Raw genomic sequence first — 19599 nt, forward strand, 5'->3', positions numbered from 1 at the left:
ACCGGCAAGCACGGACGGGCGCACGGACCACATGTCCGGACGCACGTCGCGACCGATGGGTAAGGCAGGAGTGGGCGTGACGGAACCGCTGGAGAAACGCCTCGAGAAGGCGATGGCCGAACTCCAGGCCGCCCAGGAGGCGGTCGCGCGCACCGAACGCGAGCTGCGGCAGGCGTCGTTCGCGGTGCTTTCCTCCGATCGCGCGGTCCGCGCCACCGTGGGGCCGCAGGGCGAGTTGTCCGGGATCGAGTTCCTGGAGAACAAGTACCGCGACATGTCCCCCCAGGAGCTGGCGGCCAGTGTCCTGGAAGCGGCCAATGCGGCACGCCTGAAGATGAACCGGCATGTGATGAAGGCGATGGCGCCCTTCACGGAACCCAGCAGCAACGTGCCGGAGCTCAAGGGCTTCGAGCTGGACTGGGAGCGGATCTTCGGCCCCGAGGTGCTGCGCGACGACGCCGAGGACACGACACGCGACAGCCGGGCCACGCCCGCCTGGCGGGACGCGCTCGGCGAGGACGGGGAGGACTGATGGGACAGCGGTACTACGTCGACCCTCACCGTATCGAGGCTCTGGCCAGGCAGTTGGAGGAGATCGGCGCCCTGGCCGGGAGCATCACGGAGGAGTTTCTCGACGACCTGGCTCCCACGGTCACATGGCCCGGTACGGAGGGCGAGTTCGCCGAGAAGGCCAAGCCGCAGGAGCAGAAGGAGCGACAGACCACCAAGGAGACGATGATGTCCATCCGCGACGCGGTCGTGGGCATCACCGACGCCACGGTCAGCCAGGTGCGCATGATGAAGGACACCCGCGACCGCAACATCGAGGACGTCGAACGGGTCAACAGCCGTATCGAGACCGATGGGTTGAACGGTGACGGTCCGGGTGGGCATGGCCGTCGCTGACCTCCGCACCGCCGGCCGCTCCCGCATCACGCCAGGAGCGGCCGCTCCTGCACGCCCGCGTGGCCCTCAGGACGGCCCCCGATGAGCATCAAGGCATCGCCCGAGGTCAATGCGATGATCTTCATCCTCACCGGGGAGAAGCTCATCGACGCCGATGAGGACCTCGCCTACGAGAGCCGTCGGCCCTACTCCGGCCTGGGCCGCAAGGTGGACCGGCTGTCCTCGCTGATCGACAAGTCGGTGCATGACATCGCCGAGGTCATGCCGGACGACCTGTCCAAGTCGTACGCCAAGGCGATGGGCATGCTCATCGACGACGGCGGAAAGAACTACCTGCGCGAGTTCGCCGAGCAGCTCGACAAGATCGCCGAGGGCCGGCGCAAGACGTCCATGGACATCATGGAGTCCAAGTGGCAGGTCATCGCCGAGGTCATCCGGCTGCTCATCGAGATCGCCATCTATCTGGCGATGTCCTTCTTCACCGGCGGTGCCTCGGCCAGCCAGATCATGATGGCCAAGCTGCGCAGCCGGTTCCTGATCCTCACCACGCTCACCCACCTGCTCCAGCGGCTGCACCTGGCGCCCTCGCTGACCGAGGCATTCGCCGAGGCGTTCACCACCTTCGCGGTGCGGCTGGCGATGATGAACTTCGCCCCGGACGGCCGCCGTCCCGATGGCTTCGACTGGAACGACATCCTGAAGTCCGCCGCGTTCGGCGCCGCCGCGGGCTTCCTCACCAGCGTCTTCGACGACATCGCGAAGAAGATCGTCAGGAGCTACGACACCAACTTTCTCAAGAACGGGCCCGACCTCGACTTCAAGCCCCCTCCCCACCTGAAGGACATCCCGAACCCCGAGTTCAGGAACAACGGCCCCGGCCCCAGGCCGGAGCCCGACCCCGGCCCCACCCCGAAGGACCGGCCTGACCCCGGCCCGAACGCGAACGGCCCGGGCGTCACGAACAACCCGCCGCTCACCTTCCGGGACAACCCGCTCTCCTTCCGGAACAACCCGGACCTGTGGCGCAACAACCAGATCCTGCGCAACAACGCCGACCGGCCGAGCGCGCTGGCCGGGCACTACGGGCTCAAGGGGACGTCCGACTTCCTCGCCGCCGGTGCCGGCGAGGCACTCGCGGAGATCCTCATCAAGGGCGCCTTCGACGGTGACTGGTCCACCAGCTGGTCCACCTTCGTCGGGGCGGGGATCAGCAGCCAGGTCGAGGCCACGCTCACCGACACCGCCCTGAACAGTGGCGCCGAACTGCGCCACGTCATCGACACGTTGCGCAACCAGCCGCCCACCGTCTCCGCCGGCATCGGTGACACGGGCGACGGCAGTGACTCCGGCACGCCGGACAGCGCCGACTCCTCTCGCACCCTGGGCGGCGACGGCCCGGACCGGGTCGGCGGTCCCTCGAGCACCCACCTCACGGACGGCGCCGACTTCACACGTACGTCCCCGCCGTCCGCCGGCGCGGACAGCCCGCTGCCGCACACCACCCAGGACCCTCCGTGGAACTCCCCGGGCCCGCTGCCGGTAACGGCCGCCGAGAACGCCCTGTGGCAGCAGGTCCACAACGGCTCCGCCGACGTCCGCGAGCAGGCACTGCACGACATCGCCGCCCTGCGCGGCGCCCAGCCGCCCGGCGACGCGGAGATCGATGTCCGCGACAACCTGCACGGCAGCCTCTCGCAGGTGCCCGAGGTGCGGGTGGTGCCCGCGGGGGACGGTCCGGCGGTTCAGGTCGACGCCGACGAGGTCCGTCGCGCCTTGGACGGCTTCGGCACGCCGATCACGGTGGACACCCCGCTCACCGCCACGCCGGCCGCCTTCGGTAACGGCCCCACGGCCGACTCCGCGCCCTCTTCCGCCGACTCCGTGGGGGACCCTGGTCCGGGCGGCCGGACCGAGCACACCGTCGGGGACGGTGCCGCACCGGGGGCGTCATCGTCGAACCCGGTCGGGGACACCTCGCCGAGCAACCACCCGAACTCTTCGAAGTCCTCGGTCGTGGGCTCCCCGGACAGTGACGTCAGAAGTTCTCCGGACGAGAGGGCCGGGCAGAGCGACCGTCCCTCCGCGGCTCCTGGGCCAGGAATCGGCGGTCCCACCGCCTCCAACGCTCCCACAACCTCAGCCGCGCCCGGCACGGGCGCCGGCACCCGCCCGGGTGGCGTTCCCTCCGCCGGAGGCACTTCGGCTCCCTCCGCCAGTGGGCCCCAGGGCGTCCGGGCCCCGGACGGCACGGCCCCGGCGGACGGTTCGCCGATCTCGACCGGCGACGGTTCGCCGACCTTGTCCGGCGACGGCTCTTCGGCGAGCACCGATCCGCCCTCGACCACCAACCCGCCCTACGCCAACGGCTCCACGGGCTCCGGCGAGAGCGTGCCCACCCCGGCCGCCGAGACCACCGCGGCGCCGCCGAAGGTGATCACCAGCGGCTCGTACGCCGCCACTGACGACGTACCTGAGGGCAGCGACGCGCACGACACCAGCGGCCCAACCGGTCCGAGCGACGTGACGTCAGGGCCCGCCCTCACGGGGAGCCTCACCGCTGCCCCCTCACCGCCGCTGACCATCGTGGTCTCGCAGGTGCCGCCGCCGGGCGAGGGAACACGAGACGCGGCCGGGCTGCTGGACGGGGTCGGGACCGATGGGGCCGTGGTGCTCGGGCCGCCTGTCGCTCCGGACGGGGCGGGGCGGCCTGTACGCGCCGCGGTCGAGCTGACCCGCGAGGGGCCGGGCGCCCCGGTCCGGGTCCGTCCGCTCACCGGCTCGCCGCCCGTCACGGCATCGGACGGCACCGTGGACGCCACGGGCCTCACGGATACCGCGGACACGGCGTTCCCCGGCGCAGACGTGTTGCTGCCACTCGCCGCTGCCCTGGGCACGGGTCCGGTCCCGGAGGCGCGTCCCGCCACCGAGAGCACCGTGAACAACGACAGCGCCCCAGTCGTCTCCGCTGCGACTCGGACCCTCACCATGTCCTCGGGGATGGCCCTGGGGGCGACACCTCCGGTGCACGGCAGCGACGTCGGCCCGGACCCCACGGCCGCCGAACGCGGAACCTTGCCCTGCCCGGAGGCCGAGACGGCCATCGACGTGCATCTGGAGTCAGGCCGCGGCGAGACCACCGGCACCGGGGGGCAGATCTCCGGCCCCGGGGGCGGGCCTGGGGCCGGGAACGGCGGCACGCCTCCGGCTGGGCCCGCCCGGCAGGATGGCGCCGCGACAGGTCCGGTGACACCACCGTCGACCGGGCGCATCGTCGTGCGGCCCGCGGATGGCGAGGGCGGGCGGGGCGCGCCCGGGAACGCTCGGCGGGCCACGCTGCACGACTACCTGCCCAGGAGCGAGTGGTGGCGGATGTACATCGATCCCAAGAACCACGAGGCCGCGCAGGCCGCCTTCCCGGATGCTCCGGGCTCGTACTACGACCACGACCGTTCGCCCGGTTTCGAGCAAGGCATGGTCGCGGCCTACACGCAGTTTCTGGCTGATCCGGAGACGGTCACGACACCGATGGACTCGTCGGCGTACCGGACGATGCACGGTCTGGCGACGAGCGGTCTCGGACGCTCTCTCGACTGGTCCGGCGGCCGCCCGACGCACTTCCCGCTGCGCGGCGATGCGCTGGCCGCCGACATCTTCGATGAGAGGGTCGGCGGGCGAGCCCTGGTCTACGACATGACCACGCACGACTGGAAGGGCGGTTTGCCCCGGCCGCAGCCGGCCACCATCCTCACGCGCTTCCTGCACAGCAATCCGGCGCTGGCGACCAACTACAGAAAGAACGAGGCTCCCGGCCTCGTCGACTCTGTCTTTCAGGAGCACTACGCGAGGGTGGCCGCCCCCGACGCCGACGACACCGCGAAGCTCGCCTCGATCGCCCGTACGATCCGTGCCCTCCACGTGATCCACCCCTTCGAGGACGGCAACCTCCGCTCCAACGTCCAGATCCTGCTGCCCAAGCTGCTGCTGGAACAGGGCTACCGGCCGATCGTGCCCAACGACATGTACGGCCTCTTCCAGGGCGGGCGTTCGGTGGACGAGATGGTCGGGTCCCTGATCGCCAACGGCGCCCTGGACACCGGTCCGCAGGATCTGCACGTGGAGTCGGGACGGGGAGACATCGACACCGGCGGCGCCAACCGCCGCGCACGCCCGGCGGGCGAGCCGGTCGTCACGACTCTGGACGGCCACCAGGTGCCCGTCGAGCAGTTGCGCCGCTGGGTGCCTCAGGCGGCCGTGAAGCCCCTGCCGGGGCGCGCCGTACAGACGCTGACCATCTCGCAGAGCCCGGCCGAGGACGGTACGGCGCACAGCGCGGGCCGACGCGCGCTGCTCGGCCAGGACACCTTCCGCGGTGTACGCACCACCTCCGCTCACCCGGACCCGAGCAGCGGCACGGCCCAGCCCACCCCCCGCACCGTCTTCACCGGTCCGCCGACCGCGCTCCCCGGTTCCGGTACCGAGCAGGGCGCCGACTACTTCGTGAGCCACGGCACCCCCCGTACCGTCACGCTCGGCACCGACGACGCGGCCCGCCCCGCCGTGAAGGTCAGTGGTGTGCAGCTCGGCGAGGTCCTCAAGTCCTGGGCGCAGGACGGCGATCAGGAGCGGCCGCTGGTGCTGTTCTCCTGCGAGACCGGGCGGCAGCCGCAGGTGGCGGGGCTGCCGGTGGCCCAGCACGTGGCGAACCGGACCGGACGGCCGGTGTACGCCCCGACCACCGAGGTCGGGACGGCCCGGGATCGTGACGGCGACGTTCGCGCGGTACTCACCGAGGGCACGGACGGGCCGGGACGCTGGCGTCTTTTCACCCCGGAGCCCGGTGGCGCCGAGCTGGACGGCCTGGCACGGGACGCCGGTCTGCACACCGGTCCGGGACCGGCCGACGCCTTCGCCCGGGCCCGTACCCTCCAGCAGATCCGCACCCTGCGCGACGCCCTCGGCCCGAACGCCGAACAGCAGCCGGAGAACCGGGAGTTGCTCGCCGGGCTGGCGTATGTGGACGGGTTGCGCTGGCTCAGCCCGGACACCGCGGCCCGCTACGGCGACGGCCGGATGACGCCGGACCTGCTGCGCCGGATGGTCACCGACCGGCCCGGCGTCGCGGTCGACCCGGCGAGCGGGCCGACGACGGAGCAGTACACCGAATTCCTGCGCGCCGCAGCCGAGTTGCGCTCCGCCGCCGGACCCGACACCACACTCGACGCCCTGCTGCCCCCGCCGCCGCCCGCGCTCGCGCCGAGCACCCTGGTCTTGCCGGAGGACGTGCGCGGGCTCACCTACGCGCCCTCGGCACAGATCACCTGGTCGCTCTCCAGCACCCCGCTGCCGCTGTCCGAGCTGAGCCTGAACGCCGAGGACACCGCTGAACTCGCCCGCCGCCGACCCGACCTGGCACCCGCGCCGAGCCGCCCGGAGAGCTTCGCCGAAGACCTGACCCTGTTCATCGAGGGCGGCACGACAACCGTCTCGACGGACGTCGTGCGGGCGGACGGCCGGAACTTCAGGCGGCTGGACACCCCGGGCGGCGGGAACTGCCTGTTCCGGGCGCTGCTCGACAGCGCGCGCGGCCTGGACGTACCGCCGGCGTGGGCGGCGCGGAACGTCGCCGGGCTGCGCGGGCTGCTGCGTGACCGGATCACCGGGTCCGAACTGGCCGCCGCGGCGGCGGAGGCCACCCCGGACCCGGTGCTCGCCGTGGTGGACGACCTGCGGATGACCGCGCTCGCAGGAGTACGCAACCCCGACGCGCAGAGCAGGATCACCCAGCGCTGGAACGGCATCGCGCAGGCGGTCGTCAATGACGGCGACCCCCGCCGGTGGCGGCGCATCCTGAGGGACAGCGGCTATCCGCAGCTCGCCGACATCGCGCCCACCCCGGACGACGCACGGCGCCTCGGTACCGACGGACTCATCGCCGCGGCAGCGGAACACGCCGGGCTGTGGGCCTCTCCGTTCGCCGACGTGCTTCCGCAGGCGCTGGCGCACACCCTCGACCTCGATCTACGCCTCATCCAGTCCGACCCGCACGCACCGGGCAGCACCCTCGTCACCATCCTCCACCCCGGCGGGGGTGACACCCTGCACCTGGCCTACAACGGCACCGACCACTACGACGCCCTGGTCCCGGCCACCGCCCCGCTCACCCCCGTACCGGACCCCGCCACCACCTCCGAGGACCGTGCCACCGACGAACCGGAGGGCTCCGACCCCTTCGGCGAGTGGCTGCGCGGCCTGGGCGGGATCACCGACCTCGACAGCCCGGACGCCGAGACCCCCGACCGGGGCGAGCCGGTGCCGCTGGAGACGCAGCTCGAACGGCATCGCCCGGCCCGCCTGCTGACCGGAACGGATGCCCGGCCGCCGGGCCCGGCACCGCGGACCGTCACCTTCGAGGACGGCAGCCGGCTGCCCACCGTCCTCATCGACCCGGGCGCCGATCCGGATCCGGACGACGGCAGCCCCGAGTCCCGCACGGACGCCACCGGTCCAAGCCGGCCGACCGGCCTCTTCGCCGGTCCCGGCGTGCTCACCCTGCGCTCGCCCGAGCAGGTGGCCCAGGAGATCCTCGGACAGCTGCCGAAGAAGCTGCGCGACCAGTTCGACGAGGCGGAGCTGCTGCGCCTGCTGACCGAACAACCCGGCGCCTTCACCGCCCCGCGCGGCGCACGCTTCGTGGGACGGGAGACGTCCGGCGTCGGCCACGAGATGACCGTCGAGGCCATCCCGTACCACCGCTGGGAACGCTTCTCCGACGTCAACGGCGGCACGACACGGCTGGACACCATGCGGCGCGGCCAGGCCGGTACGGGCGGCGGGCGCAGCGTCGGCCACGGACGCCGGATCGCCGCCGCGCTGAGCATGGGCCCGCCGCTCAACTGGCTGCTGAAGATCGGCGTTTCGCTGGGCTGGACCCGCCGAACCGACTACTCCCTGGGCACCCAGGCCTACCACCAGAGCGAGCACCGCGCCCACGAGGGCTCGCACCTGCACCTGGACGACGTCCACTACCGGGTGCGGGTGGAGCGCGTCACCGAGGCGCCGAGAGCCACAAACCCGGACACCTCGCCCGCGACGGTCCCGAACTGGCAGCGCAGCCAGGTGTACACCGCCCGGTTCGCCCTGCGGGACGGGCTGAGCTGGCGGCTGCCGGACGACCTCACCGTGCCGTTCAACGGACCCCGGCGGGCGCCGCGGACGCTCACCTTCCCGGACGGGACCGAGGCGCGGATGACCGACACCACCGCACTGCACCTGGTGGACCCGCCGGAGGACATCGCGCTCGCCATTTCCGGCGCCCGGCCCGGTAGTTCGGCGCACCGCACACTGATCTCGTACGTCCGTCCGGGGCGGCTGCTCGCCCTGTTCGGCCGGTTCTCCGGACCGGTCAGCGGACCCGAGCTCACGCGGGGGAGCGGTCAGCACCCCCTGGGGCACCTCGTCATCGAGCGATCGATCCCGCACCGGGCCACCCTGGTCGCCGAGTCGGTCAAGGCGGAACTGCGCGACCTGACGCAGACCACGTACCAAAACGAGCGCGGCCACGTCCGCGACACGCGCTTCGGTGTCCAGGTCACCGCCGGCCCCAACCACACCCTCGTCGGCCCGGAGACCGACGTACGTCTCCAGGGCGGGCCGCTCGTCCGCGCGGACCTCAGCTCCGGGCGCGGCCACTACCTCGGCACCGACGCGGCCCGCAAAACCACCGGCCGTCTCCGTAACCACCCCGTCGCGCTCTACCGGGTGGAGCGCACCCTGATGGTGCGCAAGGCCGGCGAGCCTGCGTCCGCGGCGCGTCCGGTGCGGGTGGTCAGCCTGGACTGGATCTCCACCCAGGACGCGCGCCGACTCGCGGGCTGGGACAGCCGTACGCCCGGACAGACGGGCCCGAACCCGGACGCCGAGCCGCCGGTGCCCTGGTACCTCTCGCGGGAGGACCCGGTCCATCTCAGCGGCCAGGTCCGCGCCGAGGGTTTCCGTCGGGACCGCCCGCCCAACGCCGTAGCGAACCCTGGACCGGCCCAGACGCAGAACCAGGCCGGGCAACCCGCCCCCCAGGACCCCCTGCGTGCCTTCGCGGACACCGTCCTGGACACGCTGCACCTCTCGTACCCGTCCCTGTTCGTCCCGCCGCTGGTGCTGCGGCACCCGCGGCTGGCCCGGTTCTGGTACGGCGACGGGCGGATGCGGACCGCGCTGCACAACGACCGTCAGGTCCGCGAGGCGCTCAACCGGCCCAGCCTGGCGCAGAGTCTGGACGACCTGACCACCACCGGCGTGCCGGTCACCCTCACCGAGGACGGAAAGGTGCGCCGCGGCCACCACACGCTCATCCTGCGGGCAAGGCTCACCGACCGGCGGTTCGAGACCACCATGAGCGAACGCTCGCTGCGCAACGCGGTGATCGGCACCGAGGTCTCCGGCCAGGGGCAGCAGGCGTCCACCACTCTGTCCGGCGGTGTCGAGCTGGGCATCTCCCCACGTGACCACGACAAGGTGCCGGAGGTCGGGCTGCCGCGCCAGGCCGGCAACGTGTCCCTGGGTGCCCGCTACGCCAAGACCGACCAGAAGGCGACCCGCAGCACGGCCGCGGTCACCCACGATCACCTCATGTTCCAGAACGGGGCCGACCTCTACAGCTACCAGGTGGAGCTGGGCGCCTCCTTCGAGGGTCACCGCCGTCCGCGCGGGTGGGCGCGGCTGGCCTCGCTCGGCCTCCTCGGTGCCGGTGTCTTCGTCAGCAAGGTCGAGGAGCGCCCGCTGTTCAGCCGGGGCAGCGAGACCGTGGGGCGTGTGGAGCTGGCCGTGCCCGCGGCGCACGGCTCCGACCGGCACGCCCCCGCCGACCCGCCGCCCACGGGACCGGCACCGGCGCCCGCACCCGTTCGGCTCTCCGCCCCCGAGGCCGACCAACTCCTCGACGGCACCCGCCCGTTGCCGAGGACGGACGCGGCCGGCCAACGGCTGGTCCGCAGGCTGCTGCGCGCCCCGCACGTGGTGCTCAGCACGGAGGGCGGCGCGCAGCGGCAGCAGCTGATGCAGGACACCGCCGACCGTGCCTCGGGCACCTCGTGGCACGTCAGTGCGCCCGGCGCCCCGGTGCGTGGTGCGCTGCGCCGGGCGATGGCGAACCTCCACGTCGCTGGTCAACTCGGCCAGTACCTGGGCCCGTTCGGCTCACGCGTCACCGGACTGGGCGGCGCCGGACCGCTCCGGACCCACTACCTGAAGGCCGCGATCCGCGGCGAACTGGACAACCTGCGGGTCAAGAGCGACCCGAAGCCGGCCAGCCTCGAAGCGACCATCGGCAACGAGCACCGTGTCGCCGGCAGCGCGAGCACCGTCTCGCGCGCCACCCTCGGCGTCCAGGGCGCCGACATGCCGCTCCAGCAGGCCCCCGGTCAGCCGGCAGTGGTCGGCTCCTACTCGACCGCCCTCCAGTACGCCTGGGGCAGGGGCCGCGGTGTCGCGCAGACCCTCACCCGGGGACGCAACACCACCCTCACCTACGCCGGCCGCATGTACCTGGTGGTCGCCGACGCCGCCGAGACCGTCGCCGTACGGGACCGCTGGACGGCCGCGATGGGCGTCGTGGGCACGCGCGCCGGGACCAGGATCAGTGCCGCGGCCGGAGGGCTGTCCGAGCGTCTCGGCCGCGCGCTCGCCCCGCGCCGGGCCGCCGCCACGCTCCAGCGCGTGCGCGACGCGGTGATGTTCCACCTGCCCATGCAGGACGTCATCGAGGCCGGGCTCGCCCCGGACGGCCTCGGCACCACCACCCCGCGCAATCTCGGCCGCGGCTACCGAGTGCCCCCCTTCCTGCGCGGCCGCCGCTTTCCCAGCCACCCCAGCGGCCAGCTCGACGCGAGTCACGCCGCCCACCACCTCATGGAGCGGCTGACGAAGATCGGTGTGTCCTCGCACGACCGGGAGCAGGTCCTCCAGCGGCTCTCGCCGGACTTCCTGCGCGCCCATCTGCACGAGCTGACGACCGACGGGATGACCCTGCCGGTCCGCTACCGCACCTGGACCAGCCCGAGCCATCTGCCGGTCGGCGGCAGCCCCGGCCAGGTCCGGTTCAAGCTGACCCCGGTCACCACCACCGTGGAACGGCTGCGTACCGGCTTCGAGCTGGAGGACTACCGCACCACCGCCCGCGACGACTCCGGCAGTTCCTCCCAGGACCGCGGCGCCGACGTGACGCTGAGCGCCGGCCAGCGCGCGGCGGAGAGTGGTGTCCTGCTCGCCAACCCCTCGCTCCAGGGCACCGCCGCCAAGCAGCGTGCCAGCACCCGGACCGAGACCACCGGCACCACCTCGATGCCGAACATCGCCACCACCCAGGCACACGCCGAGATCGTCACCAGCTACGTCCTGACCGTCACGATGACGGACGCGACCGGCGAGCCGTTGTCACCGCGCGCCGTCGCATCGGTCGGCACCCTCAACGAGATCGTCCCGGCCGGCCTGCTCACCCCCGTCGGCGACGGCACCGACGGCGCGCTCACCGAGGAGGACGTGCCCGAACCGGAGCGTGCCGTACGGATGCTGACGGCCGATCAGGCCCGCCCGCAGGGCATCGCCGCCTGGCGCAGCGGCGCCGACGGCACTGGCACCGCAGACCCGGACGTGCTGCCCTTCGACGACCGCATCGGCTCCGGCGTCCTCGCCGTGGACATCCGTGGCGCGGCCAACGTGCAGGACGCCCTGACCCTCGCCACCGCACGCGCCGACGGCCTCGGCGACAGTGACCTCGGCCGCCGCCACACCGGCAACGTCCTCGCCGAACGCGTGCGCATGGCACGCCTCACCCCGCTCACCGGCCTCGGCACCGCCCCCGCGCAGGCCCAGCAGGAGGCCACCGCACAAGTCGGCCTGACCGCCGGTTTCCGCGAGGCGCTCGGCACGAACGGCTCACCGCTGCCCACCCAGGCCTCCGCCCGCCTCTTCGGCCAGTCCCACACCGCCGACTCCCGCCTCTACGCCAGGATGCACCGCAGCGGTACCCGGCTCCTCGCCGTCGAGAGCAAGCCGCGCATGGAGGCCATGCAGCGCTCGAAGACCTCCGACGCGCTGGAAGCCGGCATCACCGACAACGTCGAGGGCGCGATCGGCACCTCGCCCCTGGCGGGCAACAGCAACGCGGGCGTCACCAATCCGGGCGCCACGGTCCCGATCGGCGGCGCCAACGACGGCACCGCCCTCAAGGCCACCGTGGACACCACGCTCGGCACCCACCTCAAGGTCGTCACCGACCGCAGCATGCTCTTCGCGATTCCGGTGAGCTGGCTGTCCGTGGCCGAAGTGGACCACCGCGTCACCGACAACCGCCCCCTGCACGCGCTCGGCAAGGCCGAGCGCGGCCCGCGCGCCGCCGAGGCCGAGACCACCGCTCTGGTCTGGCTGCGCGAGGACATCGCCCGGGACTACGGCCTCCTGGACGACACCACGTTTCCCGACGAAGTAGGCGCCGCCTGGGACGCCATGGCCAAGGCGGCAGGCGATCTCGCCGCGGCCGAGAAGAACTACTACGACGCCCGGGCGCGGGCCCGTGAGACCTGGCTGGACCTGACCGCGCTGGAACAGGCCGCACTCGGCGACGACCACCCAGACCGGCCGACCGTCCTGCCGCAAGCGGTGGCCCAGTCCCCGGCCGTCGCCGCCTGGCAGGCCGCCCGAGAAGAGGTCCGCCGCTGGGCGGCACACACCGACGCCGCCGCCGCGGACCACCACCGGCTGCACCTCGCGGCCTCCCGCCTGACCGCCCACCACCAGGGCCGGGCGACGGTCCCGGTGCCGGACCGGGCGCAGGAGTACACCGATCCGGCCTGGCGCTCCGAGGCACCCGAGCCGTACCGGATCACCGCCGGCACCGACTCCGCGCCGCGCACCCTCACCTCGCCTGACGGCACCACGGTGCGCGATGTACACGACATGCCGCACGACGGCGCCTCGTTCTTCCACGCGCTCATCGCCGTCGCCCAGGACCGCGGCCGGCTGCCCCACCTCCTCGGCACCGATCTCGCGGCCCGGTTCGCAGCCGCCCCCGCCGACCCGGCCGTCACCGAGCGAGCGGTCCGCGCCGCCCGCAACCGCCTCGCCTGGGAACTGGGCGAAAACCACAACGCGGACCTGCTCGACACCCTCGCCCTCGACGCCGCGGACACCTTCACGCAAGACGAACTCGACTTCGCACAAGTGCGGTTGACCCCGGCCCAGCAGGCCGAGTTCGACGCATTCGGCCGGCTCCCGCAGACGCTCTGGCCGACCCCCGAGCAGCGGGTGGCGCTGGCCACGGCGGCCATGCTCCGTCCGTTCGCCAGCGAGCCCCAGCAGAACGGCACCGGGCGCCAGGACGGCGAGCCGGCACCGCCCGAGCGCCGCGCCGGCGACCACGGCGGCGCCGACCTGCTGCCCGCCCTCGCCGCCCGGCTCCTCGGCACCCCGGTCACCGTCGTGACCGGCGAGGGCCGCGAACAGCGCTTCCTCCCGCACGGCACCGACCCTGCCGCCGTCAACCCGGCCCGCGATCCCGTCCTGTTCGCCGCCGACGGATACTTCCACGCGGCCCTTCCGCCCGACAGCCCGCCCCCCGTCGCCACCGCGCTGCCGGCGCCGGCGAACACATCCGGCACCGGCACGAACGCCGGAACCTCGGACGCCAATACGAACGCCGGCGCAACCTCGGACACCGACCCCACGCGCACCACCCCCACGCCACACCGCAGCCACGCCACCCCGCCCTGGCACCCGCCCGCCGAGGGCACCGGCCCGCGCTACCGTCTCGCCCGTGACGGCGTCCTCACCGCACCGGACGGCGCCACCTACACCCAGGGCACCCCCAACGGCCGCGGCAACGGCTTCTTCGCCGCGCTCTCCACCGCCCTGCACCAAGCGGCCCGACAGCCCGGCCTGGACCGCCACGAGGCGGCACGACTGCGCCTGCGTGCCGACACACCGCCCGCCCAGCTGATGCGTCTGAACGGGCTGCCCGGCGCCAGGGCCGAGCGTGACTCGCTCTTCACACCGCCGCCCTTGACCATCCGTCCCGGCGCGCCGGCGCCGAGCCAGGACGCCCGCGACGGCCACCTGCGTCGCCACCTCGCCGAGGCCCCCTGGGGCCCCGGGGCCGACCGGACGGTGGCCGAGTGGGCCGCCGCCGCGACGGGCACCACGATCACCCTGATCGAGGAGAACGGCACCGCCCACACCTACCCCGGACCCTCCGGCGACGTCGGCCCGCACCTTCGACTCCGGCGCCGCGGCGGCGACTTCGTCCCCCTGATCCAGCACACCCCGGCACCCCAGCCGACCGCGCCGCCGCCGGCGCACCAGGACCCGGCCGCCATCCCACTGCCCCCGTCGCCCACATCACCGACCGGCGACACCGGCCGAGCTGCGGGCGCCACGGGTGACCTCGGTCCGGAGCTCGACCGTCGAGAAGGTTGAGTGGAGAGCGCTGCCGGGCTGCGGTCAGTTGGGACTCCCCGCATATGTGGGGGCCTGATCTGGTGAGAGGTCGGTGTCGTGCACGAGGCCACCGGGTAGCGGGAGGCGGTCAGCCGAGTATCCGCACGCGATAATCCCGGCGACGTCGGCGATCACCCTCGGAATACTGGTCGCCCATGGATGAGGTCAAAGTCGTTGTCGCCCATTCCGAGCGCGCGACTCTGCGAGTCGGTGATGTGTTCTTGAAGGTGGACGCTGATCAGGCGCGGATCGACGTCGAGGTCGAGGCGATGTCCCTCGCGCCGGTCCCGACCCCGAAGGTCCTGTGGCGCAAGCCGCCTGTGCTCGCGATCGCGGCACTGCCGGGGGCGACGCTTGGACGCCTCGGCGGGCCGTCGACCGGGTCGCCGGCGGCGTGGGCCGCGGCGGGCGCCGCCATCCGGAAGCTGCACGACGCACCTCTGCCGCCCCGACCCGGCAGGGCCGGCCGGAGCATCGTCGCACTGGCGGCGGAACTCGACGCCGAGTGCGAGTTGCTCGTGACGAACGGTGTCCTGCCCGCTGACCTGGTCACCCGCAACCGCCGGGTCGCCGAGGCGGCGCTCCGGCCGTGGACTGCGGCGTTCACGCACGGCGACCTGCAGATCGCACACGTCTTCGTCGACGGCGACGAGGTCACGGGCATCATCGACTGGTCCGAGGCGGGCCAGGGCGATGCCCTGTACGATCTCGCCACCTTCACGCTCGGACACGAGGAGCGCCTCGACGACGTCATCGCCGGCTACGGCACCGACATCGACCGCAACGTGATCCACGCGTGGTGGTCGCTGCGAAGCCTGCTGGCGGTTCGCTGGCTGATCGAGCACGGCTTCGACCCGTTCGCGCCGGGCTGTGAGGTCGACGTGCTGAGATCCCGGATGTGAGGCTGCGCAACCAGTGCGGGCGATGTACGGGGTGATCCGGAACCGGCGGGCCTTGTCCCGGCAGACCTCGTGGTCAAAGCCGCAGTCGGTCTACGGATACCTGGGGCGTCGCAGTGGCCGGCCGCGCTTGGCGCAGGAAGCGACACGTCGTCGACTTTCAGCCATGCCCCTACAACGTCCCAGTACGGAAAGGTACTTCCGCACTGGAGGACCCGTCTGACATCTTGCATCCACCACTCGTTTCGTACGGCCCGGCCGGTGCCATCAGCACGGCCGGGCCGTTTCCGGAGGATGCCTTGATACCCCACATATCCAGCCGCTCCAGACGCACGCTGGTGATGGCTGCCACGCTCGGTGCCGCCTTCGCGTTCGGTGCCCCGGGCGCCCTCGCGGGCACGCTCCCTGTCGCGCCCTCCTCCACCGTGCCGGCCGCCAAGGCCCACGCTCCGGCGGCCGTGGCGGCTTCCCAGAGTGCGACTTGGGTGGCCGGCACGCGTGCCTACCTCGTGATCACCGCCCCCGGTGACAGTTCGGCGGTCCGCGCCGCGATCGCGGCCAACGGCGGCACCGTCTTCTCGAACTTCGACGCCATCGGCGTGATCGTCGCCCACTCGGCGTCCAGCGGATTCGCCGCCACCATGCGCGGCGTCGCCGGAGTGCAGCAGGTCGGCGCCACGCGCACCTCGGACGTCCCGGCCGACGCCTACAACCCGGCGCTCCCGGCCAATCCGGCCCAGGCCTCGACCCCGGCCGGAGAACCGGTCCGGGCCGACATGAGCCAGATCAAGGCCGACCAGGCCTGGGCGGTGAACCCGGGCTCCGCCTCAGTCAAGGTCGGCATCCTGGACACCGGTGTGGACGACCAGCACCAGGACCTGGCGCCAAACTTCGACGCGGCCGACTCGGTCTCCTGCGCCTACGGCAAGCCCGACACCCGCGCCGGCGCCTGGCGGGACGTCGACACGCACGGCACCCACGTGGCAGGCACCGTCGCCGCGGCCAAGAACGGCAAGGGCGTCGTCGGCGTGGCCCCCGGGGTGAAGATCGCCGCGGTCCGGGTGGCCGAGCCGGGCAACTCCTTCTTCTTCGCCGAGAACACCATCTGCGGCTTCGTCTGGGCCGGTGACCACGGCTTCAAGGTCACCAACAACAGCTATTACACGGACCCTTGGCAGTTCAACTGCCCGGACAACATCGACCAGGCCGCCATCATCGAGGGCGTCAAGCGCGCCCAGGAGTACGCCGAGGGCAAGGGCTCCCTCCAGATCGCCGCCGCGGGCAACGAGAACTACGACCTCGCCCACAAGACGACCGACTCCGCGAGCCCGAACGACTCGACGCCGGTCACCCGCACCATCACCAACGCCTGCCTCGACATCCCGACCGAACTGCCGGGCGTGGTCACCGTCGCGGCCAACGGCACGGGCGTCACCAAGGCCTCGTTCTCCAACTACGGGCAGGGCGTCATCGACATCGCGGCGCCGGGCAGCAGCGTGTACTCCACCGTCCCCGGCGGCGGCTACGGCAGCAAGAGCGGCACCTCGATGGCCACCCCGCACGTGGTCGGCGTGGCGGCCCTCATCGCCAGCGCCGACCCGGGCATCACCCCGGCGCAGATCCGCGCCAAGCTTGCCGCCCAGGCCAACGACATCGCCTGCCCCTCGGACAGCCGCTGCACCGGCACGACGGCCAACAACTCGTTCTTCGGCGAGGGACAGACCGACGCCCTCAAGGCCGTCGGCACCACCCCGCCGCCCGGCAAGTACTTCGAGAACCTCGCGGACGTCGCCATCAACGACAACGCGACCGTGGAGAGCCCGATTGCCGTCACCGGTGTGACCGGCAACGCCCCGGCCACCCTCAAGGTGGGTGTGGACATCAAGCACACCTACATCGGTGACCTGAAGGTCGACCTGGTGGCCCCGGACGGCACCGTCTACACGCTGCACAACCACACCGGCGGCAGCGCCGACAACATCGCCCAGACCTACACCGTGAACGCCTCCTCGGAGGTCGCGAACGGCACCTGGAAGCTGCGCGTCAACGACAACGCCGCCTCCGACACAGGAAAGATCGACGCCTGGAACCTGACCCTCTAGCGCAGGACCCGGCAACGCCCAAGCCCTCCGTCCGCGGCCGCGGACAAGGCGGGCTGCGGTCTGTTCGTCCAGGGCTGCGAACTGCTGGGCAGCACAGGGAATATGGGCTTCGGCTGCGGTGTACGCCGCGGTCGGGGCCCATATACCGGTGGCGTCCAGGAAGGCCGCTGACGGCCTGGGACCGTTGTCCAGCTCGCCGTGTGGCCCGTGAGGAGCCGCAGGGCCGTGTCCGCGCCGCGGCCACGACGCAAAAACTCCGCCCAGGACGCACACCGGCAACGAGGCGAGTGCGAGGGAGGCGGGCACCGAGCTCAGCGCACGGCTTCGACCATCGAGTCGTGATCAATGAGCACCGCAGCTACCGGAAGCTATGCCGCAGGCAGGCGGCGGGGCCCGAGGATGCCGGCCATGTGCCATCCGGGACGGTGCGTCAGAGCATGGCGAGCCGGTCCACCAGCAGCTCCGTCCTGCGCTCGGTGTCCTGCGGCGGGAGCCGTCCCGCTCGGGTAAGGGTGGCCAGCCCGTGCAGGGACGCCCAGAACGTCTCGGTGAACAGCTCCGGGCGCACGCCGTCCCCGGCGACCTCGCTGAGGCACTCCAGCAGCGCGGCGAAGGCGTCCTTCAGCGGTTCGGGGGTGTCCTCCTGCGCGTACGCCAGGCCGCCGTCGAGCTGGAACAGGGCGTCGTAGACCGCCGGATGGCGTTCGGCGAAGGCGAGGTAGGCGCGGGCCAGCGCGGTGACCCGGGCGCGGGGGCCGTCGGCGGCGGCGGTCGCGGCCCGCATCGCCACGGCCATCTCGGAAGCGCCCTGCAGAGCGACGGCGCCGATGATCTCGCGCTTGCCGCGGAAGTGGCTGTAGAGGACGGGCTGGCTGTATTCGATGCGTTCGGCGAGCCGGCGGGTGGTGACCGCGTCCCAGCCCTGTTGCTCGGCGAGTTCGCGGGCCGTGGCCACGATGAGGCGCTCGCGTTCCGCCCGTTCGCGCTGCTTGCGTTCTTGTACCGACATGATTCGATCCTAGCACTGCTAGATATTCGAGCGACAGCAGTGATAGCGTTGCTTCATTACCTAGCGACGCTAGATTCCAGGAGAGGTCATCATGCTCAATGCACTCGAGGTCGTCACCATCGTGGTCGTCGGCGTGATGGTGGGGGTGGAGGTCGCCGTCCCCTTCTTTATCAACCCGATCCTCAACGCACTCCCCGGCGACAACGGCCTGCGAGGCCGCGTCCACGGCGCCCGAGTGGGCGGCGCCGTGATGCCGTTCTGGTACATCGGCTCGCTCGTCCTCGTCGGGGTCTGGGCCGTCGCCGGATGGGACGACGAGGGCACCGGCCTCGTCATGACCGCCGCCGCGCTGCTGATCGTCAGCGTGGTCATGTCGATCCTGGTGCTCGTCCCGATCAACAACCGGGTCAAGACGTGGACCGAGGGCAGTCGGCCGGCCGACTACAAGGAGCAGATGAAGCGCTGGGACCGCTGGCACTACGTCCGCGTCGCCGTCATCGTCGCCGCCTTCGCCTGCCTGGCGGCCGCCCTCACCTGAGCCCGCGGGTCGGCGCGGCGCCGGTGGGCACCATCCCACTCCTCGTGCGGCAGCGGATCACCGAAATCCCGACGCCCGGGCATGCATCTGCCGCTGAGAGTCCATACCTGAGACCCCGACAGATCGCCGGCGTGGTCTTCACCGGGGTGGCGGTGGCGTAAGCTGGCGATCACCGGCGCGGGGTGGAGCAGCTCGGTAGCTCGCTGGGCTCATAACCCAGAGGTCGCAGGTTCAAATCCTGTCCCCGCTACTGCGATACAGGGCCCGGATCCATACGGATCCGGGCCCTGTCGCATCTGTCCTGCCGCTCGTTCGTTGAAGGCGGCATGACGGACGGCATGGGATCAGACCGGACTGCGGTGGCTTTCGCCCGGCTGACGGGCGCCTACTGGCTCGAGCCTCAGGACGACGAGAACGCCGGCGATGCGGAAGCAGGCCTGACGGGATGTGCCGATCACGCGGTCGCGGGTGACGGCGAACGGCCGCAGTGGATTAGTCGGGTACGGGTGGTGATGCTGCCGGTGGCGGCGGTCGTCGTGGCCTGCGCGCTGGCCGTGGCAGCGCTGTGAGTGCGCGTCAGGTGTGACGGACGCGGTGAGTGAAACTCAGCCAGGCGGCACCGCTCAGGGGCCAGGCCCCCGGGTGGCTGGGACAGTGGGG

The 19599-nt window shown here is 72.2% G+C and carries 8 protein-coding genes and 1 tRNA gene; 8 read left to right on the top strand and 1 reads right to left on the bottom strand.

Translation table 11 applies throughout. The features are described from left to right. Positions 1–76: 76 nt before the first annotated feature. The 5 genes from ACIOHP_RS13325 (at position 77) to ACIOHP_RS13345 (ending at position 17392) form a co-directional block, all read left to right on the top strand. Complete coding sequence (locus ACIOHP_RS13325) at positions 77–532, top strand: YbaB/EbfC family nucleoid-associated protein (RefSeq protein WP_361550119.1); 456 nt, start codon at positions 77–79, stop codon at positions 530–532. Continuing rightward, complete coding sequence (locus tag ACIOHP_RS13330) at positions 532–906, top strand: hypothetical protein (protein WP_351681654.1); 375 nt, start codon at positions 532–534, stop codon at positions 904–906. The genes ACIOHP_RS13325 and ACIOHP_RS13330 overlap by 1 nt, the downstream gene beginning before the upstream one ends. Positions 907–987: 81 nt before the next feature. Beyond that, complete coding sequence (locus ACIOHP_RS13335; RefSeq protein WP_401886689.1) at positions 988–14370, top strand: hypothetical protein; 13383 nt, start codon at positions 988–990, stop codon at positions 14368–14370. 176 nt (positions 14371–14546) lie between these two features. Next, positions 14547–15293 (top strand): phosphotransferase family protein, encoded by a 747-nt coding sequence (locus ACIOHP_RS13340; RefSeq protein WP_401886692.1) that lies wholly within the window; start codon positions 14547–14549, stop codon positions 15291–15293. Positions 15294–15628: 335 nt separating this feature from the next. Beyond that, complete coding sequence (locus ACIOHP_RS13345; RefSeq protein ID WP_401887547.1) at positions 15629–17392, top strand: S8 family peptidase; 1764 nt, start codon at positions 15629–15631, stop codon at positions 17390–17392. A 430-nt stretch (positions 17393–17822) separates the two neighbouring features. On the opposite strand, the gene ACIOHP_RS13350 is transcribed toward ACIOHP_RS13345, so the two are convergent. After that, positions 17823–18401, bottom strand: a complete 579-nt coding sequence (locus ACIOHP_RS13350; RefSeq protein ID WP_361491704.1) for a TetR/AcrR family transcriptional regulator — start codon at positions 18399–18401, stop codon at positions 17823–17825. Positions 18402–18492: 91 nt separating this feature from the next. Here ACIOHP_RS13350 and ACIOHP_RS13355 point away from each other — a divergent pair, with 91 nt between their 5' ends. The 3 genes from ACIOHP_RS13355 to ACIOHP_RS13365 all read left to right on the top strand — a co-directional run bounded on the left by ACIOHP_RS13355 (position 18493) and on the right by ACIOHP_RS13365 (position 19508). Continuing rightward, complete coding sequence (locus tag ACIOHP_RS13355; protein ID WP_401886695.1) at positions 18493–18939, top strand: anthrone oxygenase family protein; 447 nt, start codon at positions 18493–18495, stop codon at positions 18937–18939. Positions 18940–19115: 176 nt separating this feature from the next. Then, positions 19116–19189 (top strand) — tRNA-Met (locus ACIOHP_RS13360). 76 nt (positions 19190–19265) lie between these two features. Then, a complete protein-coding gene (locus ACIOHP_RS13365) occupies positions 19266–19508 on the top strand; it encodes a hypothetical protein (protein ID WP_401886698.1) in 243 nt (80 codons plus the stop codon). Positions 19509–19599: the final 91 nt, after the last annotated feature.

The sequence above is a fragment of the Streptomyces sp. NPDC087859 genome, assembly GCF_044742595.1.
GTDB classification, from domain to species: Bacteria; Actinomycetota; Actinomycetes; order Streptomycetales; family Streptomycetaceae; genus Streptomyces; species Streptomyces canus_F.

Excerpts from the sequence above, each read along its gene's own strand:
- ACIOHP_RS13335 (WP_401886689.1), top strand. The coding sequence starts at position 988 with ATGAGCATCAAGGCATCGCCCGAGGTCAATGCGATGATCTTCATCCTC.
- ACIOHP_RS13330 (WP_351681654.1), top strand. The coding sequence starts at position 532 with ATGGGACAGCGGTACTACGTCGACCCTCACCGTATCGAGGCTCTGGCC.
- ACIOHP_RS13350 (WP_361491704.1), bottom strand. The coding sequence starts at position 18,401 with ATGTCGGTACAAGAACGCAAGCAGCGCGAACGGGCGGAACGCGAGCGC.
- ACIOHP_RS13340 (WP_401886692.1), top strand. The coding sequence starts at position 14,547 with ATGGATGAGGTCAAAGTCGTTGTCGCCCATTCCGAGCGCGCGACTCTG.
- ACIOHP_RS13365 (WP_401886698.1), top strand. The coding sequence starts at position 19,266 with ATGACGGACGGCATGGGATCAGACCGGACTGCGGTGGCTTTCGCCCGG.
- ACIOHP_RS13355 (WP_401886695.1), top strand. The coding sequence starts at position 18,493 with ATGCTCAATGCACTCGAGGTCGTCACCATCGTGGTCGTCGGCGTGATG.